Source organism: Comamonas testosteroni (assembly GCF_030505195.1).
GTDB classification, from domain to species: domain Bacteria; phylum Pseudomonadota; class Gammaproteobacteria; order Burkholderiales; family Burkholderiaceae_C; genus Comamonas; species Comamonas testosteroni_G.
In genome coordinates, this window is sequence record NZ_CP129672.1 from 5,710,726 (window position 1) to 5,735,292 (window position 24,567).

Annotated in this window: 15 protein-coding genes, 5 pseudogenes, 1 riboswitch and 1 other annotated feature; of the genes and pseudogenes, 11 read left to right on the forward strand and 9 right to left on the reverse strand. The window is 54.0% G+C overall.

Annotation, left to right across the window (positions count from 1 at the left end; translation table 11 throughout):
* Positions 1-428 precede the first annotated feature (428 nt).
* Entirely contained in the window at positions 429-998 is a 570-nt protein-coding gene (gene mntP / locus QYQ99_RS26470; RefSeq protein ID WP_034400608.1) for a manganese efflux pump MntP, read from the reverse strand.
* A 19-nt stretch (positions 999-1,017) separates the two neighbouring features.
* A riboswitch (yybP-ykoY riboswitch) is annotated at positions 1,018-1,181 on the reverse strand.
* A gap of 216 nt (positions 1,182-1,397) precedes the next feature.
* On the opposite strand from mntP, the pseudogene QYQ99_RS26475 reads away from it, so the two are divergent.
* From QYQ99_RS26475 to QYQ99_RS26485, 3 genes and pseudogenes are all read left to right on the forward strand, one after another.
* A pseudogene (locus QYQ99_RS26475) lies at positions 1,398-1,736 on the forward strand (IS3 family transposase); the annotation flags it as partial.
* A gap of 39 nt (positions 1,737-1,775) precedes the next feature.
* Positions 1,776-3,022 (forward strand): IS3 family transposase gene (locus QYQ99_RS26480; protein ID WP_302090708.1). Its coding sequence is split into 2 segments (ribosomal slippage): positions 1,776-2,067 and positions 2,067-3,022, totalling 1,248 coding nucleotides; the frame shifts between segments, so codons are not numbered across the junction.
* Positions 2,057-2,173: a sequence feature (AL1L pseudoknot), on the forward strand. (Overlaps the previous gene by 117 nt.)
* Positions 3,023-3,057: 35 nt before the next feature.
* A pseudogene (locus QYQ99_RS26485) lies at positions 3,058-4,242 on the forward strand (IS3 family transposase); the annotation flags it as partial.
* 51 nt (positions 4,243-4,293) lie between these two features.
* Here the strand turns inward: QYQ99_RS26485 and QYQ99_RS26490 are convergent.
* The 4 genes and pseudogenes from QYQ99_RS26490 to QYQ99_RS26505 form a co-directional block, all read right to left on the reverse strand.
* A pseudogene (locus QYQ99_RS26490) lies at positions 4,294-4,845 on the reverse strand (ATP-binding protein); the annotation flags it as partial.
* A gap of 58 nt (positions 4,846-4,903) precedes the next feature.
* A protein-coding gene (locus tag QYQ99_RS26495; RefSeq protein WP_120785045.1) for an IS3 family transposase occupies positions 4,904-6,039 on the reverse strand; the annotation gives its coding sequence in 2 pieces (ribosomal slippage) (positions 4,904-5,778 and positions 5,778-6,039; 1,137 coding nt in all).
* 89 nt (positions 6,040-6,128) lie between these two features.
* Positions 6,129-6,974 (reverse strand): annotated as a pseudogene (locus QYQ99_RS26500) (histidine kinase dimerization/phospho-acceptor domain-containing protein); the annotation flags it as partial.
* Positions 6,971-7,663 (reverse strand): heavy metal response regulator transcription factor, encoded by a 693-nt coding sequence (locus QYQ99_RS26505; protein WP_302090709.1) that lies wholly within the window; start codon positions 7,661-7,663, stop codon positions 6,971-6,973. The pseudogene QYQ99_RS26500 and the gene QYQ99_RS26505, both read right to left, overlap by 4 nt.
* A gap of 175 nt (positions 7,664-7,838) precedes the next feature.
* Here QYQ99_RS26505 and QYQ99_RS26510 point away from each other — a divergent pair, with 175 nt between their 5' ends.
* From QYQ99_RS26510 to QYQ99_RS26535, 6 genes and pseudogenes are all read left to right on the forward strand, one after another.
* Positions 7,839-9,116 carry a TolC family protein gene (locus tag QYQ99_RS26510; RefSeq protein ID WP_081007852.1) on the forward strand — a complete coding sequence of 426 codons (1,278 nt, stop codon included), beginning with the start codon at positions 7,839-7,841 and terminating at the stop codon, positions 9,114-9,116.
* 22 nt (positions 9,117-9,138) lie between these two features.
* Positions 9,139-10,488, forward strand: coding sequence for an efflux RND transporter periplasmic adaptor subunit (locus QYQ99_RS26515; protein ID WP_034349613.1), 1,350 nt, complete (start codon positions 9,139-9,141; stop codon positions 10,486-10,488).
* A gap of 13 nt (positions 10,489-10,501) precedes the next feature.
* Positions 10,502-13,675, forward strand: a complete 3,174-nt coding sequence (locus QYQ99_RS26520; RefSeq protein WP_003055034.1) for an efflux RND transporter permease subunit — start codon at positions 10,502-10,504, stop codon at positions 13,673-13,675.
* 199 nt (positions 13,676-13,874) lie between these two features.
* The gene (locus tag QYQ99_RS26525) at positions 13,875-14,222 is read left to right on the forward strand and encodes a DUF4148 domain-containing protein (protein ID WP_003079124.1); all 348 of its coding nucleotides are present in this window, start codon (positions 13,875-13,877) and stop codon (positions 14,220-14,222) included.
* 251 nt (positions 14,223-14,473) lie between these two features.
* On the forward strand, positions 14,474-16,057 hold the full coding sequence (locus tag QYQ99_RS26530) for a phosphoethanolamine transferase (protein WP_302090710.1): 1,584 nt from the start codon (positions 14,474-14,476) through the stop codon (positions 16,055-16,057).
* A gap of 142 nt (positions 16,058-16,199) precedes the next feature.
* A pseudogene (locus QYQ99_RS26535) lies at positions 16,200-16,493 on the forward strand (IS3 family transposase); the annotation flags it as partial.
* A 447-nt stretch (positions 16,494-16,940) separates the two neighbouring features.
* Here QYQ99_RS26535 and QYQ99_RS26545 read toward each other — a convergent pair.
* The 4 genes from QYQ99_RS26545 to QYQ99_RS26560 form a co-directional block, all read right to left on the reverse strand.
* A complete protein-coding gene (locus QYQ99_RS26545; protein ID WP_302090711.1) occupies positions 16,941-18,890 on the reverse strand; it encodes a cytochrome c/FTR1 family iron permease in 1,950 nt (649 codons plus the stop codon).
* Positions 18,891-19,120: 230 nt separating this feature from the next.
* The gene (locus tag QYQ99_RS26550; protein WP_003055168.1) at positions 19,121-19,924 is read right to left on the reverse strand and encodes an undecaprenyl-diphosphate phosphatase; all 804 of its coding nucleotides are present in this window, start codon (positions 19,922-19,924) and stop codon (positions 19,121-19,123) included.
* Between the two features lie 87 nt (positions 19,925-20,011).
* Entirely contained in the window at positions 20,012-20,518 is a 507-nt protein-coding gene (gene lspA, locus QYQ99_RS26555; RefSeq protein ID WP_302090712.1) for a signal peptidase II, read from the reverse strand.
* Complete coding sequence (locus QYQ99_RS26560) at positions 20,508-23,435, reverse strand: heavy metal translocating P-type ATPase (RefSeq protein WP_302090713.1); 2,928 nt, start codon at positions 23,433-23,435, stop codon at positions 20,508-20,510. The genes lspA and QYQ99_RS26560 overlap by 11 nt, the downstream gene beginning before the upstream one ends.
* A gap of 186 nt (positions 23,436-23,621) precedes the next feature.
* On the opposite strand from QYQ99_RS26560, the gene cadR reads away from it, so the two are divergent.
* Together cadR and QYQ99_RS26570 are read left to right on the forward strand one after the other, a co-directional pair.
* On the forward strand, positions 23,622-24,041 hold the full coding sequence (gene cadR, locus QYQ99_RS26565; RefSeq protein ID WP_003079129.1) for a Cd(II)/Pb(II)-responsive transcriptional regulator: 420 nt from the start codon (positions 23,622-23,624) through the stop codon (positions 24,039-24,041).
* Positions 24,042-24,294: 253 nt separating this feature from the next.
* On the forward strand, positions 24,295-24,564 hold the full coding sequence (locus QYQ99_RS26570; protein WP_224648078.1) for a hypothetical protein: 270 nt from the start codon (positions 24,295-24,297) through the stop codon (positions 24,562-24,564).
* Positions 24,565-24,567: the final 3 nt, after the last annotated feature.

Consider the following 24,567-nt stretch of genomic DNA (forward strand, 5'->3'; position numbering starts at 1 on the left):
TGCTTGCGATGAGCTTAGCCATATGTATCGCTCCTCCCGGTGGTTTTGAACTGACTGACCAGAGGCCCCCTTGAGTGTTTGAAGCATGTGCCGCGCCCGAGACACTTGGGCTTGGCGTGATCGCACCTGTGGGCTCAGTAGATGATCGCCGGTGTAGGCTTGGTGCCGTTCACGCTGGCCGAAGCGGCTTTACCGAACCTTTCTACTTGTGCGCTGTACTCCTCTGTGCCACAAAGGGTCCGAGCCTTCATATCTGTGCTGAATTTGCTCTGCTCCAAACAGAAGCGGAGCCAGTTGTAGGCAAGGAAGATACTACTGGCAAGGGCAAAAGTGGACCGCTCCTGCCCTAGCTCACTGCCTACTCTGACTGTACTGAGTGGCCGACCCCACTCGAACCGAAGCCGGCATCTAAATCTCGATCAATTGAATTAGATAGCGACTAAATGTTCGTACAAAATGATCGAGCCAATACTGATCAGCAGGACACCGCCGATGGCTTCGGCCCAGCGCCCAGCAATATTCCCCAGTACACGCCCGACCATCACGCCCAACGTCACCATTGCGAATGTTGCGAAGCCGATAGCGAGAGCAACGGTGACGATGCTTACGCCCAGAAAAGCAAGTCCTACGCCCACGGCCATGGCATCAATGCTTGTTGCAAATCCAGTTGCAACAAATAGCCAGAAGCCATGTCGTGCAGGTTTGCTGGGCTCTTCACCATCAGGCACTTTGATTGCCCCGATCAACATTCTTCCACCTAGCACCAGAAGCAGCACAAAGGCGATCCAGTGGTCCCAGGCCTTGACGTAATCTGAAGCCGCATAGCCCAGCGCCCAGCCTACCAAGGGCGTGATGGCTTCGATGACACCGAAGATGGCACCAGTCCTCAATGCTTCAGACCAGCGCGGTTTGAGTAGCGCAGAACCTTTGCCGACGGCTGCGGCAAAGGCATCGGTGGACATGGCAAAGGCCAGGAGCAAGATAGAAGCGGCATTCATGGGGAATTCATTCTTAACGGTCGGGCATGAGCACAACGGCATCTCACCGCGGCCCGAGCTCGTCGCGATGAAATGCCGATGATCTCGCCGACCGAAGAACGGATGCATACGCCACAGCAAATTGAATGCCGAGTATGTTGACGCATGCGCTTCCAGGGTGGAAGCAGGCTACTCCCCAAGGGGTACTAAAGTTTACAAGCGATCAAAATGCTTGAGGAATATGGCCTTTTTTGAGTTCTGGGCTTTAGAAATGGCTCGCATTTTCAAAGCGCTGGCCTCTAGCAAGAAAGCTGCGTCGATACCGCCATTAGGGCTGTCCATGCACTCCCCTGTTGATTTCCACTCAAAACTGACCCGCCGGGGATGCGGATGAAATTTTGGACTACTGAGAGGTAGTTCATGTATTCATACGAAGATCGAATCCGCGCGGTGACGCTCTACATCCAGCTAGGCAAACGAGTCGCGGCAACCATTCAGCAGTTGGGTTATCCCACCAAGAATTCGCTCAAGGGGTGGTGCCGCGAGTACGAGCAGGACCGGGACTTGAAGACCGCGGTTGTTCGCCCGCCGAAGTTCACCACTGAGCAAAAGGCACGGGCCGTCGAACACTATCTGATGCACGGGCGCTGCGCGGCTTTCACCATCAAGGCTCTTGGCTATCCCAGGCGGGCCTCTCTTCACGCTTGGGTTCAGGAGCTCAATCCCCGAGCTCGGCCACGCGTGCTGGGTGAATCACGCCGGCTTCCGTGGAGGCTCAACTCCTGAGAGGATTGAGTCATGAACACTAAAGCTGCTCGTTTTAGCCCCGAGGTACGTGAACGTGCCGTGCGTTTGGTGCAGGAATGCCAAACAGATTACGCATCGCTGTGGGGTGCGTGCGAATCGATTGCCCCGAAGGTTGGTTGTTCTGTCAGCACCCTGCATGGTTGGGTGCAACGTAAAGAAATCGATTCTGGACTGCGGCCTGGCTTGGCCACAGATGAACGTGAACGGCTCAAGCAGCTTGAACGAGAGAACAAAGAACTGCGTCGAGCCAACGACATCCTGAAGGCTGCGAGCGCTTTTTTTGCGCAGGCGGAGCTGGACCGTCGCATCAAGAGCTGATTGATTTTGTAGACCGGTACCGTCATGCCTACGGGGTCGAGCCAATTTGCAGACTGCTGGAAATTGCCCCGTCAGGCTACAGGCGCAGGGTTCAGCAAAGAAACTGCCCGTGGCTGCGCTGCAAGCGCAGCCAATCAGACGAGGAATATTGCACCCATATCCAACGCGTGTGGCATGCGAACTGGCAGGTCTACGGGGCGGTCAAAGTTTGGAAGCAGATGCATCGAGAGGGCTTGCCGATTGCCCGCTGCACCGTGCAACGTCTGATGCGCAAACTTGGATTAGAAGGCGCAAGGCGTGGCAAGAAAGTGCGCACGACACGTCCTGATGGAGCAAGGCCATGCCCACTCGACCTAGTCAATCGCCAGTTCACAGCCCAGCGTCCAGACCAGCTTTGGGTTGCAGACTTCACCTATGTATCGACCTGGCAAGGGCAGATGTTTGTGGCTTTTGTGATTGATGTGTATGCCCGGTGCATTGTGGGCTGGCGTGTCAGCAGCCACATGCGTACAGACTTTGTGGTGGATGCCTTGGAGCAGGCGTTGTATGCACGACAACCTACGAGCGAAACAGAATTGATTCATCACTCCGACAGGGGCAGTCAATACGTTTCGATTCGCTACACCGAGCGCCTGGAGGAAGCTGGCCTGATGCCTTCAGTAGGCAGCACCGGCGACTCCTACGACAACGCCTTGGCCGAAAGCATCAACGGCTTGTACAAAACGGAGCTCATCTACAAGCGAGGGCCGTGGAGAACCAGGGAGTCACTGGAACTGGCGACGCTGCAATGGGTGCATTGGTTTAACCACGAGCGCCTGCTGGAGACCATAGGCCATATCCCGCCGGCAGAAGCTGAGGCAAACTATTGGCGGCAAGTTGCCAAACCCGTGCAGGCTAACGCCTGCACTTCAACAAGCTAGTCTCCACCAAACCCGGTGTGATTCAGGGAGCATCTTCAAACGAGCAAAAGCACGCTGCGGTGCTTGCGCTGTGCATGCGTCAAGGAAGCGCTCAAGCCATCGCTGACAACGTTGGTGTGTGTCGAGAGACGCTGTACAACTGGCGCAATGAACTATTGGGGCCAGAGGCTCTCGCATCGATGAAGCGCTTCAATGATTCTTCAACGGGTTCGGAGCTGTCCCAGTTGGAGCAGCAACTCCAGACGCTACGCCGTGAAGTGAGACGGTTGCAGTTGGAGCAGGAGTTATTGAAGAAGGCGAATGAGCTCCTAAAAAAGGAACAGGGCATCATCCTTCATCTCCTGAGCAATCGGGAGAAGACACTCCTGGTTGATGCCCTGCGCCATGCGTACTCGCTTGCCGAGTTGCTTGCCTCGCTAGTCCTGGCTCGCAGCTCGTACTTTTACCATCGAGCTCGGCTCAACGCTGGCGAGAAGTATGTCTCGGTGCGCCGAACGATCACCGACATCTTCGAGCGCAACCATAGCTGCTATGGCTACCGTCGCATCCAGGCCTCACTGGTCAGGCAATGTGTGTGGATCTCGGAGAAGGTGGTCCGGCGCCTGATGAAGCAGGAAGGGCTAGTAGCTGCTGTACCCAAACGACGCCGCTACGGTTCCTACTTGGGAGAGATCAGCCCGGCCCCTGAGAACTTGCTGAACCGTAACTTCAATGCCACTGCGCCTAACCAGAAGTGGCTGACCGACATCTCGGAGTTCCAACTGCCCGCCGGCAAAGTCTACCTCTCGCCCATGATCGATTGCTTCGATGGAATGGTGGTGAGCTGGTCTATCGGAACACGCCCCGACGCTGAACTGGTCAACACGATGCTGGATGCCGCGATCGCCAAGCTCAATGACAGCGAAGTGCAACCTATGGTTCACTCCGACCGTGGTGCTCACTATCGCTGGCCAGGATGGTTGTCACGCATCGCTGATGCCAAGTTAGTGCGTTCGATGTCACGCAAGGGCTACTCACCGGACAATGCGGCCTGTGAAGGTTTCTTCGGGCGGCTCAAAAACGAACTGTTCTATGCCCGCGACTGGCAAAACACGAGCATTGAGCAGTTCACACAAGTTCTGGACGCATACATCCGTTGGTACAACGAGCAACGGATCAAGATCTCGTTGGGGGCACGAAGCCCTGTCGAGTACCGCAGGGCCCTCGGGATCGCTGCATAACCCGTCCAAGATTTATGCCGCATCCCCCTCAGGTCGATCCAAGTTGGAATCTCACGACTGAGATTCAAAGATGTGTGGCGTTGCCTTAGGTGAGGCAGGTAATGAAATCCCAATTTTGGTGATCCCGCTTGAGGATGTCGCGAAAACGGTACCGCCGTGCATCCGCGCTATAGCTGCAACGATGGCCAGTCCTAAGCCGTGATTGAGATTTGCATGTGCGCGGGACGCATCAGCACGATAGAACCGATCAAACAGGCGTGGCAAATGGATAGGATCAATCTCCGCTCCTCGGTTGATCACCGCGATACCGACGTTCTCACGATTGCCATCTGGAGTCTCCACTACGCTTTGGGAAATCTCGATAGTGATCGTCGATCCGGGTTCTGCATAGCGTGAAGCGTTGCCTAAAAGATTGGATAGTGCACGACGAACCAAACGTGCATCCACAGCAACACTTGCATCTCCATCGATTTGAACTTGAAGGTGCGCTTCTTGAAGCACTGCCTCATGGAATTCGGCCACTTCTGAGGCAAGTTCTGCAAGACTCACTTTGGCGGATCGCCGCGCCTCAGTACCGCGGTCTGCTTGTGACAGAAACAGCATAGAAGTGGTCCCGGTCGTTTGAACAATTGAGTCCAGTTGCTAAGCGAGATCACCGGGGTTATGCCGCCTGCATTTGTGCAAACGGCAATGCTGCAAAGTACGCTTCATCAGGGGTAGCTTGGCTGTGTGCCTGATGGGGGCGTTGTGAATTGTAGAACTGCAAGTATTGTGCAATCCCACAGCGTGCGGCACGCACGCTGTCATAGGCTTTGAGATAGATTTCCTCGTACTTGATGGAGCGCCACAGGCGCTCCACGAAGACGTTGTCACGCCATGCCCCTTTGCCATCCATAGAGATGCGAATACCGTGGCGTTTGAGCTGTGCGGTGAAGGCTTCGCTGGTGAATTGGCTGCCCTGATCGGTGTTGAAGATGGCAGGCGTTCCCCAGCGGGCAATAGCCTCTTGCACGGCATCCACGCAAAACTGCACGTCCATCGTATTGGACAGTCGCCAAGCCAAGACCTTGCGGCTGTACCAGTCCACCACAGCGCAAAGGTACAGCCACCCTTTGTGCATTCGCACATAGGTGATGTCCATGGCCCAAACTTGGTTGGCATACGTCACGGACTTATTCCTCAACAGGTACGGGTAGATCTTGTGCTGCGGATGACGAGCACTGGTACGAGGTTGGCAGTACAGCGCCGTGATGCACATGCGCTTCATCAGCGTGCGCACATGCCTGCGGCCTACGCAATGCCCTTGGCGCTGCAACAACCCACGCAGCATGCGTGAGCCCGCAAATGGGTGGGCTACATGTAACGCATCCAAGGTGTGGGCCAACGAAACTTGCTCACTGTTTGGTGACTTGCGGCGGTAATAAATAGAGCCACGACTGATTTGCATAAGTTGGGCTTGGCGAGCCAGCGACAAGCTATGACCGCGGTCAATCATCGACCTACGCTGAGCAATCCCGCTTTGCTCAGCGCACCTTGCAAAAAATCCTTCTCTAAGGTCAGTTGACCAATCTTGGCGTGAAGCTCTTTAAGGTCGACCGCAGGGGTTGTGGGCGCAGGAGCTGCGCCAAACACGTCAGCAGCCCGCTCCAGCAGCATGCGTTTCCAATCTGCAATCTGGCTGGGGTGAACTTCATATTGCTGAGCCAGCTCAGCAACCGTGCGCTCTCCGCGCACGGCTTCTAGTGCCACCTTCGCTTTAAATACGGGGCTGTGCTTGCGTCGGGATTTGATGGTCATAGATCTCTCCAGGTTCGGCCTGTTGTCAGGTCATTTTTACGGGGAAAGATCTCGCTTAGCTAGCTGTTCAAAAAACTGGAACCACTTCTCATGTCTGCCACGATTCCCGCCATGCGCTGAAGATCTTCTAGGTTTGAGGCCAAGATATCCTGTAGTTCAACGGCACTACGCGGTTTACGAATCGCTAACTCACAACTACTGATCAAGGTGGTCAACGGTGTGTTTAGCTCGTGCGCCACATCAGCATTGAACGCCTCCATTTGTTGATAGGCGATGGCCAGTCGGTCAAGCAATGCATTGAACTGTGCGATCAATGGTCTTAATTCTTGAGGTTGATGGCTATCATCTAAACGGCGATACAAGTCTTGCGCAGAGAGGCTTCGCGTTTGATCCACCAGTAGGCGTAAAGGCTTGAGCCCTATGCGAACAAGCCATGTGCTCGCGAATGAGACCAGCAATGCACCTGCCACGGCGGCGATGGCCAGGGTCCAGGCAAGACGATTAAGCAGTCGGTCATCTGGTCTACGGTCTAGCAACAGGACCGCTTGCATTGGCTGCAGGCCGTCGTTAACTGTCGGAACTTCCACTGAAAATTTGCGAACTGCAACCCGGTCGTCATCTTCAGGTTGGCGCAAAAGTTCAAATGCGCTTTTACCGGAGGTTGGCACCAGGCGTAAAGACAGTTCGTCATGCCCCGTGACGAAGTCGTTAAGCATGTGGTTCAAGGCCTCCGGGGAGTGAACCCCTCGGCTCTCGCTTAACAGGTGCTCGATTGCTGTTTTCTTGTGATCTAAGGTGTCTTGCTGACGTTCCGACAGCGTGACGGAGATCACGAAATAGACAGCTATGCATACAAAACCGAGGCCAACAATGGTTTGCAGTGCTAAGGCGCGGGCTAAACGTCGAGCTAAATGTGGTGCAGCGGTCTTGCTCATGTTGTGCGAGATTCGAGCACATAGCCCATGCCACGGACGGTGTGGAGGAGATGTTGCTCAAAAGGCTGATCAAGCTTTAGCCGCAGGCGTCGGATAGCGACCTCTACCACGTTGGTCTCACTGTCGAAATTCATATCCCAAACCTGAGATGCCAACTCTGTTCGTGTTAACACTTCCCCTTGGCGGCGTAATAGAAGGCTAAGCAAATTGAACTCTTTGGCCGTGAGCTCGATTCTCTGGCCCGCCCGCGTGGCCCTACGACGAATTAGGTCTAACTCTAAGTCAGCTAAGCGCAGAGTCGTCGCTTCGGGGGCGGCTTGGGCAACGCTGGGGCCACTGCGCCGTAATAGAGCATGCAGGCGTGCGACCAGTTCAGAAAATGCAAATGGCTTAACGAGATAGTCATCGGCGCCACACTGCAGTCCCTTGACGCGATCCTCAACCTGGCCACGGGCAGTCAACATCAGTACAGGTGTTTGTTTCGTTTGCCTCAGCGCAGCTAGCACGGCTAGGCCATCGATGCCCGGAAGCATGCCGTCAAGCACGATCAGGTCATAGTCCATTTCACTGGCCAGGTGCAGACCGTCAATACCGTTATGGGCGACATCCACAGTGAAGCCCTCCTCCGCCAGACCCTTGTTTAGGTAATCGGCGAGCTTGATCTCATCTTCTACAACCAGGATTTTCATGCTGACTATTCTGAGATAGGCGCACGCATTTTGAAAATGACAAATTTGTCATCTGGCTGTCAGGATGGTGAGGGGAGCACTTTATTAGAGTGGCAGCGCCCACCCGCTTTCTATTCCTCACCTGGGCAATGTAACGCCCGGCTGACTTTGGATTGCACGGGTAGGAGTTTTAACAATGATTTCTTCGTCGTCTCATCGCGCTGGCCGAGCAGCTAGTGCGTTGCGTCATGCGTTGTTGTTCACCAGTTTGGCTTTAACTGGCGTGACAGGCATAGCGCAGGACAATCCTGCCAATAAGGCGTCTCTGGCACCACTGACTCTGGACACTGCAGTAGCACGCGCTATCGACCAACACCCTCGTTTACGAGCTGCCCAGCGCGGTCTTGAGGCAAGCGATGGAGCCGTTCTGCAAAGTAAGGCGAGGCCTAACCCTGCGCTCTCGTATTCACAAGAAGATACGAGCAGAGATAAACGTACCACGACGGTTCAATGGACCCAAATGCTGGAAATCGGTGGCAAGCGCGATGCGCGCATGCGTGCTGCAGCACGTGGCCGAGATGTGGCTGAGGCGGAGCTGGATGCCGCCAAAGCTAATCTTGTCGCAGATGTCCGACTCGCATTCTTCGGGTTGTTAGTCGCACAGCAGCGTGAAGTCCTCGCAGGACAAACTCTTGACATCGCTCGAAGCGCGCGTGAGGCTGCATCGAAGCGTGTAGCAGCGGGCAAGGCAGCGCCCCTAGAGGCCAACCGGGCCAGTGTCGCTGAGTCCAGTGCAGAGCTGGAGCAAGCCCAAGCTCAGGCCGCAAAACGAGTGGCTCGTCAACAATTACAGGCCCTTATAGGAGAGGGAGGCCCTGTATTTGGTGATGCGCAAGGCAAACTTGACGCGTTGCCTACTGTTCCGGAAATTGGGGTTCTTCAAAGCCGCTTGGAGCAGTCGCCTTCCATTCAGCAAGCTCGCTTCACTGTTGAACAGAGCCGGGCGACCGCAGATCTGGAGCGCGCAAAGCGAATTCCTGACCCAACGGTGAGTCTAGGTATGAAGCGCGCTCAAGAGACCGGCAATCAACTCGTAGTCGGCGTCTCCATTCCTTTGCCTGTGCTCGATACCAATCGAGGAAATCAGTTGCAAGCCCTCCGCCTGGCTGACCAAGCTGAAGAGCGCTTGCTAGCTACCCGGTTGGAACTTCAGTCTCAACTTTATGCGGCGCGAGAGACGCTAGAGGCAAGTCGTAAACAAGCTATCCAACTGTCTGAACGCGTGCTGCCGACTGCACAAGTCGCCTATGAGGCGGCAAGCAAAGGATTTGCGCTAGGGAAATTCGGCTATCTGGACGTACTTGACGCGCAACGCTCTTTGTTTGATGTACGTAGTCAATACCTGGACCAGTTAATGGCCACACATCGTGCTTCGGCCGATATCGAACGCTTGTTGGGCACAACAGACGAGTAAGTTTTTTGCACAGATCATCAACATGAACGATACAAAACCATCTCCATTTGGGACTCGGCGTACTCAGATTGCAATTGCTGCAATCCTAGTAGTTGGCGCTCTTTCTGCTGCACTAATTCTTCGCAGTGGTCCAGACAGCAGCAGTGCTAAAGGTGCCGGAGGTCAGGGGCACTCAGAAGCCGCTAGCCACGCAGACACAGAACATCACGGCGAGAAGCAAAGCGGTGATCACAAAGATGAAAAAGGACACGCAGATGGTGAGCACCATGATGAAAAAGAGCAAAAGGACGGAGCCAAGTCTGCAGAGAAGAAAAGCGCCGAAGGTGCTCATGATGACGATGAAGGTCTAATCCAAATGGATTCGCAGCGTATGCAGGCTGCAGGCATTCGAACCGCAGAGGTCGGCGCTGCAACTGTTCGCTCAGTACTGCAACTTCCGGGGGAAATACGCTTCAACGAAGACAAAACGGCTCACGTTGTCCCTCGAGTCCCTGGCGTCGTCGACTCGGTACCCGCCAATCTCGGGCAGGTTGTAAAGAAGGGGCAGTTGCTGGCTGTGTTGAGCAGTGCGGCTGTTTCTGAGCAACGAAGTGAACTTCAAGCCGCTAGCCAACGCTTAGCACTGGCGCGTACAAGCTATGCCAGAGAGCAAAAGCTGTGGGAGGAGAAGGTATCGGCTGAACAGGATTACTTGCAGGCTCGGCAGACACTGCGCGAGGCAGAAATTGCCGTTTCAAATGCTCAACAGAAATTGGCAGCCAACGGCGCCGGAGGCGGTGGCGGTGCACTAAACCGATTTGAATTAAGGGCTCCTTTTGACGGAGTGATCGTCGAGAAGCATCTCGCCGTCGGTGAAGCTGTTCAGGACACTACCCAAGTTTTCACAATCTCAGACTTGCGCTCCGTTTGGGCTGAAATGAGGGTTGCAGCATCTGACTTGCCCGCCGTGAAGGTAGGGGAAAAAGCAACTGTCAAAGCGACAGCATTCTCGTCGTCTGCGACTGGGGTGGTTGCTTACGTGGGTGCTCTGATTGGCCAGGAAACACGTACCGCTCCTGCTCGAATCACTCTAGAGAATCCTGAAGGTGCGTGGCGCCCAGGTCTATTCGTTAATGTGGAGTTGACGGCCTCTTCGCAACAAGTGCCAGTGGCGGTAGCTTCCAGTGCTATCCAGCGTCTGGACGGCCAAAACAGTGTTGTGTTTGTGCCCGTCAAGGGGGGTTTCCGAGCTCAACCTGTACGCGTTGGTCGCTCAGATCCCCAGACAACAGAAATTCTTGAAGGGCTGAAGTCCGGCCAGTCCTATGTGACTGAAGGCAGCTTCATGCTTAAGGCCGAACTGGGCAAGGCTACAGCCGAGCACGCACACTAAGCAAGGGCTGCAAATGTTCGAACGAATTATCCGATTTGCCATTGAGCAGCGCTGGCTGGTCATGGTTGCCGTTCTGGCCCTAGCGGCTCTTGGCGTATACAACTATCAACGCCTCGCTATTGATGCTGTACCTGACATTACCAATGTTCAGGTACAGATCAATACGCAGGCCAGCGGCTACTCACCGCTTGAGACTGAGCAGCGAGTCACTTACCCAATTGAAACGGTGATGGCCGGCCTGCCCAATCTGGAACAGACTCGCTCGCTGTCGCGCTACGGCCTGTCGCAAGTGACAGTAGTGTTTAAAGATGGCACTGACATCTACTTTGCTCGCCAGTTAGTCAACGAACGCATCCAACAGGCCCGTGACAATCTTCCCGCTGGTGTCACTCCCACGCTGGGACCTATCTCTACAGGTTTGGGTGAGATCTATCTTTGGACCGTTGAGGCCGAGGACGGTGCAAAGAAGGCAGATGGAACGCCTTACACACCTATGGATCTGCGCGAGATACAGGACTGGGTGATCAAACCGCAACTGCGTAATGTGCCTGGTGTCACTGAAATCAACTCTATTGGCGGGTTCGCGAAAGAGTATCTGGTTTCGCCACGCCCAGAACAGCTGGCGTCCTATGGTTTCACTCTTGCTGACCTGGTTGCTGCGTTGGAACGCAACAATACCAATGTGGGAGCTGGATACATTGAGCGTCAAGGTGAACAATATTTGATCCGTGCCCCGGGTCAAGTCTCTGGCATTGCTGACATTCGAGAAGTGATCGTGGGTTCGGCTCAAGGCCAGCCCATACGTATTCGTGATTTGGCAGAGGTTGGCTTGGGTCGTGAGCTTCGCACTGGAGCTGCCACGGATAACGGCCGAGAGGTCGTGCTTGGCACGGTCTTCATGCTGATCGGGGAGAACAGCCGTGTGGTCTCGCAGGCTGTGGCTGCACGTATGGAGCAGATTAACCGCAGTCTTCCTGAAGGCGTGAAAGCGATCACGGTCTACGATCGCACAAACCTCGTCGATAAAGCCATCGCAACGGTCAAGAAGAATTTGGTGGAAGGTGCGGCTTTAGTTGTTGTCATCCTCTTCCTTTTCCTAGGCAACCTCCGCGCGGCCCTGATTACAGCGCTGATCATTCCGTTGTCCATGCTGTTCACCTTTACTGGCATGGTGCAATACAAAGTCAGTGCCAACTTGATGAGTCTGGGCGCTCTTGACTTCGGCATCATCATTGATGGCGCGGTGGTCATTGTGGAGAACTGCGTGCGTCGTCTTGCCCACGCGCAAGAAGCACGCGGACGCTCTTTGACGCGCAGTGAACGCTTCCACGAAGTATTTGCTGCAGCCAAGGAAGCGCGTCGGCCATTGTTGTTTGGACAATTGATCATCATGGTGGTCTATTTGCCAATCTTTGCGCTCACGGGTGTAGAGGGCAAGATGTTCCATCCCATGGCGCTGACTGTGGTGATCGCGCTTGCTGGCGCAATGCTGCTGTCCATTACCTTCATTCCTGCGGCGATTGCTCTTTTCATGGGCAACAAGGTTGCGGAGAAGGAAAATCGCCTCATGGTTTGGGCGCGTCGCGTTTATGCACCAGCCCTTCATCGCGTCATGAGAGCTCCTGCAGTTGTTCTGACTGCAGCTGGTGTGGCGGTGGTGCTAAGCCTGCTGCTGGCAACGCGTCTTGGTAGTGAATTTGCACCAAACCTCAACGAGGGCGATTTCGCCATTCAGGCTCTGCGGATTCCAGGAACCAGCCTGACCCAGTCCCTTGAGATGCAAATGCAGATCGAGAAAACCTTGAAGAAAGAGTTTCCTGAGATCGACAGGGTATTTGCTCGTACAGGTACCGCGGAGATTGCCTCTGACCCGATGCCTCCGAACATTTCGGACGGCTACATCATGCTTAAGCCGCAGTCCGAATGGCCGGATCCGGCACGTACACGAGACGATTTGCTGGCAGCAATTCAGGCCGCCGCAGATCGAGTTCCAGGCAACAATTTCGAGTTCTCTCAACCCATTCAGCTGCGCTTCAATGAGTTGATATCGGGTGTGCGTAGTGATGTCGCTGTAAAGATTTTTGGCGACGACATGACCGTGCTGGAGAAGAACGCACAAGCTGTCGCAGGCATGTTGCAGCAAATTTCTGGAGCCTCTGAAGTCAAGGTCGAACAGACCACAGGCTTGCCAATGCTCACCGTGAAAATCGACCGTGAGAAGGCCTCGCGCTATGGTTTGAACATGGGTGACGTGCAAGACACCATCAGTACGGCACTGGGCGGTCGTGAAGCCGGCACAGTTTTCGAAGGCGACAAGCGATTCGACATTCAGGTTCGCTTGCCGGACGAAGTGCGCAATGACATGGAAGCGATAGGACGCCTACCTATCGCGCTTCCACGCGGTACGGATGGCCGACTTGGTTTTGTTCCGCTTTCGGCCGTGGCTAGTTTTGATATCGCACCAGGCCCTAACCAGGTGAGCCGAGAGGATGGTAAGCGCCGCATCGTGGTGAGTGCCAACGTGCGCGGACGTGATATTGGATCTTTCGTCACAGAAGCACAACAACGCCTCGAATCGCTGCAACTGCCTGCCGGCTACTGGACCCGATGGGGCGGAACCTTCGAGAACCTCGAGTCGGCTAGAAAACGCTTGACGATTGTTGTGCCGGCAGCATTGCTGATGGTCTTTGTCTTGCTGTTTGCAATGTTCGGCAATGTTCGTGATGGTCTCATCGTGTTCACGGGCATTCCGTTTGCGCTGACAGGTGGCATCTTGGCGCTCTGGATGCGCGGTATTCCTTTATCCATCTCGGCAGCGATCGGGTTTATCGCGCTGTCAGGCGTGGCAGTGCTCAATGGCTTGGTGATGATTGCCTACATCCGATCGCTGCGCGAAGAAGGAAAGCGCCTATATGAAGCAGTCACTGAAGGTGCTTTGACCCGACTGCGGCCAGTTCTGATGACCGCGTTGGTTGCATCGCTAGGCTTTGTTCCGATGGCCATCGCAACGGGCACAGGCGCGGAAGTTCAGCGCCCCTTGGCCACAGTGGTGATCGGCGGGATCTTGTCGTCGACTTTGCTGACCCTTCTCGTGTTGCCATTGCTTTATAGCTTGATACACCGCAAGGATCTCTCCGAGACGGAGGATGAGCAGGTGTTGGCGTCTACTGAGGAAAAGCCAGCCTGATACAAGTAGTTCAATTCACCTCATAAAAGCCATGGCCTCTAAGGCCATGGCTTTTTTCTTGTAACAATACTTAATATGACAACATTGTCACATTCCTGTTGGCAATCTGTCGGTGGGTATTTCTACACTTAAGCCATCTTCTCTGAATAGACGACTTTCTTAGATGGAGAAGAAAATCAATTCACTTAAGGAGTATTAAATGGCTCACCGTAAAATTTTTGCATCTCTCACCGCCGCAGCCGCAATGGCAACCGTTATGGCAATGCCTGGCGTCGCAGTCGCAGATACGTACTGGCACCCCACAAATAATGAGGCTGGTGTAAAAGTATACCCCGAGCATTTCAAGAGCTCTCGAACCCGTGACCAAGTTCGTGAAGAAGCAGCGAATGCCGTACGAGAGGGCGGGGACAATCGACTGCGCAGCGGAAACTACCCAGCTGAGGCGAAAGGTACGGAGCCCGAAAAGACACGTCAGCAAGTTATCGACGAACTGATTAAAGAAACCCCTTCGCAGCGAGATGCTCGTAACCAAGCTATAGCTGGGTAATCAGTAATATTTTCTTGGCGTGGATTCGTGGTAACACGATCCACGTTTTTTTTCGCTCAAAAAATGACAAAAATGTAATCGGAATGTCATCGTGCAGATCAGATTTTATCTCTAGGATTGTGGGTTTATATAAATTCAAAAATAGTTTCATTGAGAAGCTGAATAGTTCTTGATTAAATTCTTTTCGTAAAATGAAGACTTTAAATAAAATAAGTGAATTCCTGCGCTCTAGTGGCATGCAATCAACACGCATGATCATTGGAGTTAGTATATGGATTGCTATTTTTTCTAATTATTATCTTTGGCTGAAGATATCTAAACTAGGTGAAGAATCGAATATAAGTTTAATAATATCTTTTGTTTTTATATTGATTGGTGTGAATATTTTTTCGATTTCTGTTTTGGGATGGGGGTGGCTTTTAAGGCCAATTGCCAGCATCTTTGTAGTCGGTGCGGCTTCAGGTGCCTATTTCATGCAAGCATACGGGATTGTTATTGATTCCAATATGATAACTAATGTGCTTCAAACAGACTTCAATGAAGCCTCGGATCTGATTAACTTGCAGATGATTTTCGTGATCTTGCTGCTGTCGTTGCCTCCATTGTGGTTTATATGGCGCAGAAATTTCTCAAAATCTACTTTTGGCAAACTGATATTGCAACGTTTGATGCTTGCTCTCCTGGGGATTTCAATAGCAGTGGTAAGCCTAATTGTTTCTTTTCAGGCGTTCTCCTCAACCATGAGGAACCATAAGGAGATTCGCTATTTGATTAATCCATACAACGGACTATATGCGGTTTTCAAGAAAATTGACGATTCCCAGAAGAGGAAATCTAAAGATTTGGTAAAAATAGGAGAAGGAGCATACATTGAAGGGACTATAGACCCTATAGTATTTCTTGTAGTCGGAGAAACCGCTCGTTCAGATCATTTGGGGTTGAATGGCTATTTAAGAGATACCACACCTTTGCTATCAAGTCGAAAAGACATTTTGTCATTTAAAAATGCCTGGGCTTGTGGAACGAGCACCGCAGAGTCATTGCCGTGCATGTTTTCTCATTTATCAAGAGAGGAATTTTTTGATCGAAGCGAAAATTACGAAAATTTATTAGATGTTCTAAAAAGGGCAGGATTGGATGTCCTTTGGGTTGACAATCAATCAGGGTGTAAGGGGGTATGTGCGAGAATACCTACTAGTAATCAAGAGATTATCGAAGGTAATATCAATTGCAGAGATGATGGCTGTTTTGATGCAGCAGTGTTGAACAATCTCCAAAAGAAAATTGAAGACTTGCCAAAACCTGGCAAAGCTAAAGGAACCGTTATTCTAGTTCACCAAATGGGAAGCCATGGTCCAGCCTATTACAAGCGCTCTTCATCAGATAGAAAAGCCTACTTCCCAGAGTGTGACTCTTCAGCTCTGCAAACCTGCAGTCGAGACCAAGTAGTTAATGCATATGACAATAGCATAAGAGAGACTGATTATTTCATTTCGAATGCAATTGATTGGATTAAGGAAACATATCCAGATCGACCAACTGCAATGATGTATGTCTCAGATCATGGCGAGTCTTTAGGAGAAAATAATATATACCTCCATGGCCTACCTTATAGTTTGGCACCCGATGCTCAGAAACGGATTCCTTGGATCGCTTGGTTCTCTGAATCATTTAAGCGCGAGAAATTCGACGAAAATGGATGTGCTGCTCTATTAGACGTTGATGCCAAGATAAGTCATGATAATTATTTCCATTCGGTTTTGGGAATGATGAATGTAAAGTCTGAGATCTACAATCCTGATCTTGATATTTTTAAAAAATGCAGGAAGTATTGATTTTTGAAGCGATGTTGAGCAAATGGGTTTCTGACTATCTGGTTGGATAAAGGCATAGCATGGTTTGTCGCTATCAGTGGCAAACAGGGGCGTAGCCCGAAGGGGGATGCGAACAAATGCTAGGACTACCAGGATTTAGTTCATATTCTCATACGAAGACAGGATTCGTGCAGTTGAACGTTACTTCAAGCTTGGCTTGCGTATCAGGGCCACAATTCGCCAGTTGGGATACCCAATCAAGAACGCATTGAAAGGCTGGTATCAGCACTTCCTGAAGTATCAGGATTTGTCAGTAAGCCAAGCGCCAAGAGCACCGAAATATTCGCTGCAGCAAAGACAGGCAGCGGTTGCTCATTACCTCGTCCACTATCACTGTATTGCTGCCACGATAAGGGTTTTAGGTTACACGGGTCGAGGAACCTTGTCGTCTTGCGTCACGGCGATATTCCGAACCAGGCTAAGCCGACCATGACCATGGGCTTCGCGGCAACCGAAAAGAAGATGCTAAAGGTTGGAGATAAGGTGAAGTCCTAAGCAGAGGTGATCAATGGCAAGGCATGGTGACGGAGCTGAAACCAAGTCGCTGATAGAAAAGAGCCTGCCGTCCACGGCAGGCTCTTTGTTCAAGACATTCGTTTAGGCAGCAGACCGTACTAGCAGAGCTCCAAACTCGCAAGTCATCGTGGGCTTTCGTTTACTTTCTGCCAACAGCCGAAGATTGGCCTAAAGCAGGCATCCATTAGTGGCAGCACAGGTGTGTGCTTCAGGCTATTGCTGTTTGAAACTCCCCTATGGATCATGTTTTTGCCGGTGCCTGAAGATCTTTGAGAGTCAGGGTGCTCGGAGCATAGTCGGAGCACCCTACCAAGGGGGCCTATTAATCTCAAACGATTCGGGGGTTCCGAGCCTTCACGGCGTTCATGGCAAAGCCCGCTAAGGCAATGGCAAGCACCAAAGCTTGCGCAATCGCGGTTTCCGCTGACGGATAGATGCCAAGCACTTCAATGCGCGGCCAATGGATCGGGCTCGCGCTCAACCAGCCAGCCTCCTGGAGGCCAGCAACCCCCTTGCCAGCGAGCACTACCGCGAGCACCGCAACCAGGATCGAACTGAGGCTGAAGAACTTACCAATCGGCATGCGCGCACTGCTCCGCAGCATAAGCCATGCAATGACGGCCAGGATGGCCACTCCGCATACCAATCCGCCTAGCAAGGCACTGTTGTTGCCGTCACTGGTCAGTGCAGAGTAAAACAACACGGTCTCAAACACCTCGCGGTAGACGGCGATGAACGACAAGGCGAACAATGCCCACGCTGAACGCCGCGTCATGGCTGCCGAAAGTTTGTCCTTTAGGTAGGCCTGCCACTTGCCCGCTGCGCTTTTCTGGTGCATCCAGAGCCCTACGCTCAGCAGCACAACGGCCGCGAACAGTGATGAAACCCCCTCGGTCACCTCACGGCTTGCGCCGCTGATGCTCATGAAGTAGGTGGCCACCGCCCAGGTTAGACCACCGCAAGCCAGTGCGGTCACCCAACCGCCATGCACATAGCCCAGCACATCGCGTCGTTCTGCCTTCTTCAGGAAAGCCAGCATTCCCACGACGATCAACAGCGCTTCAACCCCTTCGCGTAGCAGGATGGTTAGGGAGGCAATGAAGGTGGTTAGTGGGTCTGCCTTATTAGCGCCGAGTTCGGCGTCCACCTGGGCAAACAGATCGTCCAGCTTCTGTGCTGTGGCATCGGCTTGTTCCAACCTCCCGCCGGCGAGCGCACCGCGATAGGCCAGCATGGCGTTTTCGACTTCTGTGAGAAGTGCCTGGTTGCGTGCGCGCAATGCAGGCTCAAGCGGCTCAAAACCATCCAAGTAAGCCGACAGGCCGAGTCTTGTTGCGCTGGCCCGGTCGCCCGCGCGCGCCGCGGCAAGGCTCTTCTGAAGGAGTGAGCGGGCCAGGGTTAGTCCGCCAGAGCCGCTCGCAACAGCGGTGACTTCTGGGTGGCTACGAACATATGCGGTGAGGTCGCGAGCTGCGTCTGGTGCTATCAGTTCGGATAGAGCGGCTTCGGTCAAGGTCGCTGCAGCAGCTAGATCGGGAAAGACAGTCTTGGCGGCGGTGTCTCGAACCCAGGATTGTTCGCCGCGAGCACGCATGGCATCGTCATGCGACAGTGTTCCTGTGAAGAAGGCCAGCGCCCAACGATCCTCGTCAGCGAGCGTGCCGAAGCCCTGCATCGATGTGCCGGTCACGCCTTGAGAAATGACCTGGTACAGCGCGAGCACACTTCGCGAACGGGCACGATCATGATCGGTGAAGGCGATCGGGGGCGGGTCTAGCTTGGTGCTGAGTGGGCCGTCGCCAGCACCAGTTGCCCCGTGGCATGACGCGCACTTGGCTTCAAACAGCACCTTAGCGCGTGCGAGATCCGGTGGCTGAGTCGGAGATAGCGGAAACGGATAGGCTTTGACCAACGCCGCTGCCAGCGAATTGGCGCTGTCGGCCACTGCTTTGGCATCCGCCTTTGCGGCAATGAGGTCTACTAGCACTTTGGCCTGCCGCTGCAACTCGGGCAGCACCGCAGTGCTCGGCAATGCGGCTAGCTGCAGCACAGCGGTTGCCGCGAATTCCTTCATTTCTTCGTATTCACTCGCACTTTGAATCTGGCCGTTGCTTACTGCGCCACCGTAGTCAACCGCCAGGTAGTCCAGCAACTGCCAGGTCTGCTTAGCCTGATCGCTGGCAGCAGGGTCGGCAGCCCAGGCGGGAGAAGCCGACCAGAGCACAAACAATGCGGCTATTGCCAGGAATCTTCTGGCGTAAAGAGAAAGCATTTTCATGATATGGAAGTGTTATTGATTCTCATTTTATTCAGGATATGGCCCACTGGGCGTTGCTCAAGGCCGTTCGGCATAAGTTTCTAAAAAGGAGGTTTGCTTGTTGTAGGCAAAAAATGACTCAACCAACAACGCCGCATAACTTAGGTTGCATTTATCGATCGAGTCACAGCCAACTGTGCTGAATGCCTATAAGAGGCAACATATTCATCTTCGTCATGTTTGCTGAACGATTACGTGACGAGCACTGCCAAGATTAGTGTTCCCAGTGCAATGCGATACCACGCGAAAACTCCAAATCCATGTCCGGTCAGATAGCGCATCAGAAGGCGTATGGCAAGCAGCGCAAATACGAAAGAGGCAAGGAGGCCCATTACAAAAACGCCGATGTCGTCGCTCGACAATGCGTTCCAGTGCTTGAAGAGGTTGTATCCGGAGGCGGCCCCCAAGACTGGAATGCCAAGGAAAAACGAAAACTCCGTCGCCGCCTGGCGTGAAGCCCCGAACCATAGCCCGCCGATAATCGTCGCGCCTGAGCGCGAAGTACCCGGCCAAAGTGCAAGGCACTGCACGAAACCAATCTTCAATGCGTCGATTCGGCTGATCTCTTCGGCACGCTCGGCCTTTACATGCACGGGCCGCCGCTCGGCCCACAGAATCGCGATACCACCGATTACGAGTGCGACGGCCACTGGCCCTGGGCTAAATAGCAGCCTCTGCACATGAGATCCAATCAGCAATCCGAGCACTGCCGCAGGCATGAATGCAATGGCGAGGTTCACTAAGAACCGGCGAGCGCCCTGATCGGCACGCGCTGAGACAACAACGTTTGCCAGACGAGCCCTATATTCCCAGATGACCGCGAGCATCGCGCCGAACTGGATGAACACTTCAAAGACGTCGCGTTTCTCTTTCGCAAGGAATGAGAGCGCATTGCCCGCCAGGATCAAGTGCCCTGTCGAGGAGACTGGCAAGAATTCCGTGATGCCTTCGACGACGCCCATCATTAGCGTCTTGAGAACAAGTTCAGCGTGCATTTGCAGGCGGCATTGGTAGAGTCGAGTGGTACATCAGTTTCTCCAAAGCCATGTTCACGGCTCCGCATGTGTCAATGAAAAGATGGATCATCTTGCTGGCGTATGGGAATCTGCGCCGTTTCGTTCATGGCCGCGAAAAGCAGCGATCAGCAGAACCCCCGCTCCCAGGGTGATGCCAATGTCGGCTGCATTGAACGCCGGCCAGTGCCAATCACCCCAATGGAAATCGAGCCAGTCCACCACGGCCCCATGCCGCACGCGATCAAGAACATTGCCGAGCCCGCCTCCGAGAATTGCCGCGTAGCCCATAGCCTCAGGTGCTGGAGTCTTCTCGCAGGCAATGAGCCAGGTGAAAAGGGCAGAAGCAGCGAACCCAATAGCAACAAAAAAGCCGCGTTGCCACCCACCCGCCTGCGCCAAGAAACTGAAGGCCGCACCTGGATTCAGCCAATGCCCGATGCTGAACCATGGCGTGATTTCATGAGAGTCATACAAGGGAATCCACGCGACGATGGCCGCCTTGGTCGCTATGTCTGCGGCAAGCACAGTCACGGCCAGCAGGTACACCCACAAATTAGTCCTCTTAATGGCCATGGGGCTTGATTTCCTCAGACGACCGCAGCAAGCGCATCCCATTGAAAACGACGGCCAGGCTAGCCCCCATGTCGGCCAGAATCGCCAGCCACAGACTTGCATGTCCAGTAAAAGCCAAGGCCATGAACACCGCCTTTGTCCCAAGCGCAAACACGATATTGGCCGTCAAGATGCCTGCAACGCGTTGCGATAGCCGGATGAACTCAGGAAGCTTGCGGAGGTTGTCTTGCATCAAGGCGACGTCAGCCGTTTCGATCGCTGTATCGGTACCAGCAGCGCCCATCGCAAAGCCTATGCTCGACTTGGCCAACGCTGGCGCATCGTTAACGCCATCCCCAACCATACCAACTGGCCCGCGTGCGAGTAGCCCTTCGATTGCCAACAGTTTGTCCTGCGGAAGTAGTTCGCCCTTGGCGTCGGTGATGCCCACCTGCGCAGCCACAGCTTGCGCGGTTTTCGAATTATCGCCAGTCAACATGACTGGCTCGATCCCCAGCGACTTGAGTTCGCCGATTGCTTGCCGGCTGGTATCGCGCACCGTGTCGGCCACGGCCAGCAGGGCGAGTACTTGCTGGTCAGTTGCGAGGAGCACAACGGTCTTGGCCTCGTTCTCCAACGCATCGAGCTGAGTCTCGATCTCGAGTGTTGAAAGTCCCAGCTCTTTGATCAGCCGGTGGTTGCCGACGTAATAGACATCTCCATCGACGTTGCCTTTGACGCCTCGTCCAGGGATCGCTTCGAACTTGCCCACCTGAGCATGGGGTTGGTTGTAGCTGGCCACGATGGCAGTGGCCACAGGATGCTCCGACAGCGCATCGATGCTCGCAGCAATCCGCAGAACTTCTTCCCTCGGCTGGCCACGCAACGGTACGACATCGGTCAGAGAAGGGCGACCATGGGTCAGGGTCCCCGTCTTGTCCAAAGCCACCGATTTCAGGTGTCGCCCTTGTTCGAGGTAAAGACCGCCCTTGACAAGGATGCCCCGGCGTGCGGCCGCTGCTAGGCCGCTGACCACGGTAACCGGCGTGGAGATCACCAATGCGCAGGGGCAGGCAATGACCAGCATCACCAGCGCTTTGTAGACCCATTCGAACCAGGGCTGCCCGAAAGCGAACGGAGGAATGACCGCAACGGCGAGAGCAACCGCGAAGACCGCCGGTGTATAGATGCTGGCGAACTTGTCCACGAAGCGCTGCGTGGGTGCGCGTTGCCCCTGCGCTTCCTGCACCGATCGTGCAATACGGTCGAGAGTGGTTTCACCCTTTCGAGAGGTAACGCGGAACTCCAGCGTGCCGCGCTCGTTGATGGTACCGGCGAAGACCGTGGCACCGGCGGTTTTCTCCACGGGCATGCTCTCACCGGTGATCGGCGCCTGGTTTACCGATGATTGGCCCGCGACGACTTCACCATCCAATGCAATGCGTTCGCCCGGACGCACCCGTACAACGCTGCCGAGAGGCACGGAATCCGCCTTGACTTCTTGCCATTGCCCGTCCGGCTGGCGTACCAATGCGTTCTCAGGCGCCAGATCCATCAGCTTGCGGATGGCATTGCGGGCCCGATCCAGGCTCAAGGCCTCAATCATCTCAGCGATACCGAAGAGCCAGATCACCACCGCTGCCTCAGGCCACTGCCCAATCAGGGCCGCACCGATGACGGCGACCGTCATCAACAGGTTCATGTTCAGCGAGCGCGTCTTCAGCGCAATCCAGCCCTTTTTGAGGGTCTCGACCCCACCCAAGCTGATGGCCGCGAGGCACGCAAGAATGATGGGCCAGGAGGCCTCGGATGCCCCCGCGAAGACCATGGCCTCTGCGCCGAGCGCTAGTACGCCGGAGACCGCCATCCGAATCCATTGCCCGCGCGAGATGCTGGTGCCGAAATCACGGGGCGCGGATGACTTTGGGTCAGAGGTGCTTTGGAGCACTGGAGCCATGCCGAGTCGCTCAATCGCGGTCGTCACCGGAGCCAGATCGGCAAGATCGTGGCTCACCGTAAGCGTACGATCCATCAGATTGAAATTCAGGGCTTTCACCCCTGGCATACCTTCGAGCGCCTTGCGCAGCAGCCCCTCCTCGGTTGGACAGTCCATTTTTTCGATGAGATAGATGGCTTGGCCCTGCGGCGTGGTGTCGCCGCTGCGCTCGATGCTGGCCTTCATGCCGACATCGTTCAGCGCCTTGAGGATCGGCGCAGGGTCCGGCAAATGATGCAGCACATCCAGCCGTCGCCCCATCAGGTTGAAATCCAGTCGCTCAATACCGTTGATTGCACCCAGGCGCTTACGGATCGTTGCCTCTTCGGTGGGACAATCCATATTCGGAATAAGGAAGCGTGTACCGTTTCCTGTCACTGGTGTCCGGATTGAAGACGCCACCATGCGAGGGGGGAGGGCTTCGACAGCGATTGGCATGCTACCCGCCGTCTTTTCTACCGGCTGCATACCCAGATTCACGATGGCCTGGGCAATCGGAGTGGTATCGGCGAGCGTATGAGATACCGTCAACGTGTGGGCCTTCAGGTCGAAGTCCAACTTCTGTACCCCTTCCAAAGGCTCCAGCGTTGCGCGCAACTGGCGTTCTTCGCTAGGGCAATCCATTTGCTGGATGAGATAGACAAGCTGCGAAGACCTGGGTTGCACGACCGCCTGCATGCCAATGTCGTGAAGTGCACGCAGGATTGCATTTTGGCCGGCAGGTTCATGCACTACTTCCAAGTAATGAGCGGGCAAGTCAAAAACTACATCTTGGATGCCATCAATTTGCGCTAGCCGCTTGCGGATCTGGACTTCCTCACTAGTGCAGTCCATATTGCCTATGAAAAAACCCGTCACGAGCGGCGCAACTGTCGCTTTCGTGATTCCTGTAGCGCACCCACATGTTGAGCCGCAAGTTGCTTGCGTCATTGCATTGTTCATAGTCAGTTGTCCTTGAATTTCTGATCGCTGGTTCGCTGCGCGTAGTAACGGCATCAGGTGCGACAGCGCACTCTGGTTGATCCTCACGCCGTCACTTGACTTCGGAGCCTATCTAGCGCATCATTAAAAACTCTAAAGCAGATTGAGAGTCAAGGGAAACCCGCAACTAGTGCCAGGGAATACAGAGTGAAGATCGGTGAATTGGCCAGCGCGACAGGGGTGCAGATCCCAACAATTCGTTTCTACGAGCAGGAGGGATTGCTGCCACCTGCAGCGCGCACGGCAGGCAACTACAGGCGATATGACGAATCGCACGTACAGCGACTAGCGTTTGTGCGAAATTGCCGCTCGTTGGATATTGGGCTGGACGATATCCGGTCTTTACTTCAATTGAAAGATAGGCAGCGTGAACCTTGCGGCGAGGTCAATGAGCTTCTGGACAAACATATCCTGCAGCTAGTCAAACGCATTGAGGAGCTGAAGGCTCTCGAGGGACAGTTGATCGCTCTTAGAGCTCAATGCTGTTCCGGGCAGGTCGTCGAGCTGTGTGGAATACTTGATGGCCTGTCGTCGGCGTTGCAAAGTCCGGTGCCAACGATGTTATGAAAAATATCGGCCGTCTACTCAGCGAACCCAAGAGTTTGACTAGGAAGAGATTTGATTTACACGCGGCGTCTGCATCGATGATGGACTTTCGGTGTATAGCGCATACTTGCACTGGTACTTCTGATTTGATCGCGCAACGTTGACAATCTGAACCTCAGTCGGTTCGATACATAGAAGCTTCACGCCCAACCTTCGAGGGATGTGGAAGTCACTCAATTTGGATCGTGTGGAATGCACGATCGCCCAGGGAAACATGAAGATCCATTTCACATCGTTGGGGCTTCTTATGCTCAAGTTCTTTATCGCACTCATCGGCCTGTTTTGGCGAGTCCTCCTCATCGTTGGAGGCCTAGTGCTTGGCTCGCTCTGGAATGCTGCTTGGGCCTTCTTCACTTCGCCCATGACGGATGATGAGGAAAGCACCTCGATCTCCTGCGCTTACGATGCCCATACTGCATTCCAAAATGGAGAAATTGGTATGGGTGAACTTCAGTATTGGTGCGAACAAGAAGAAGACCTTTAACAA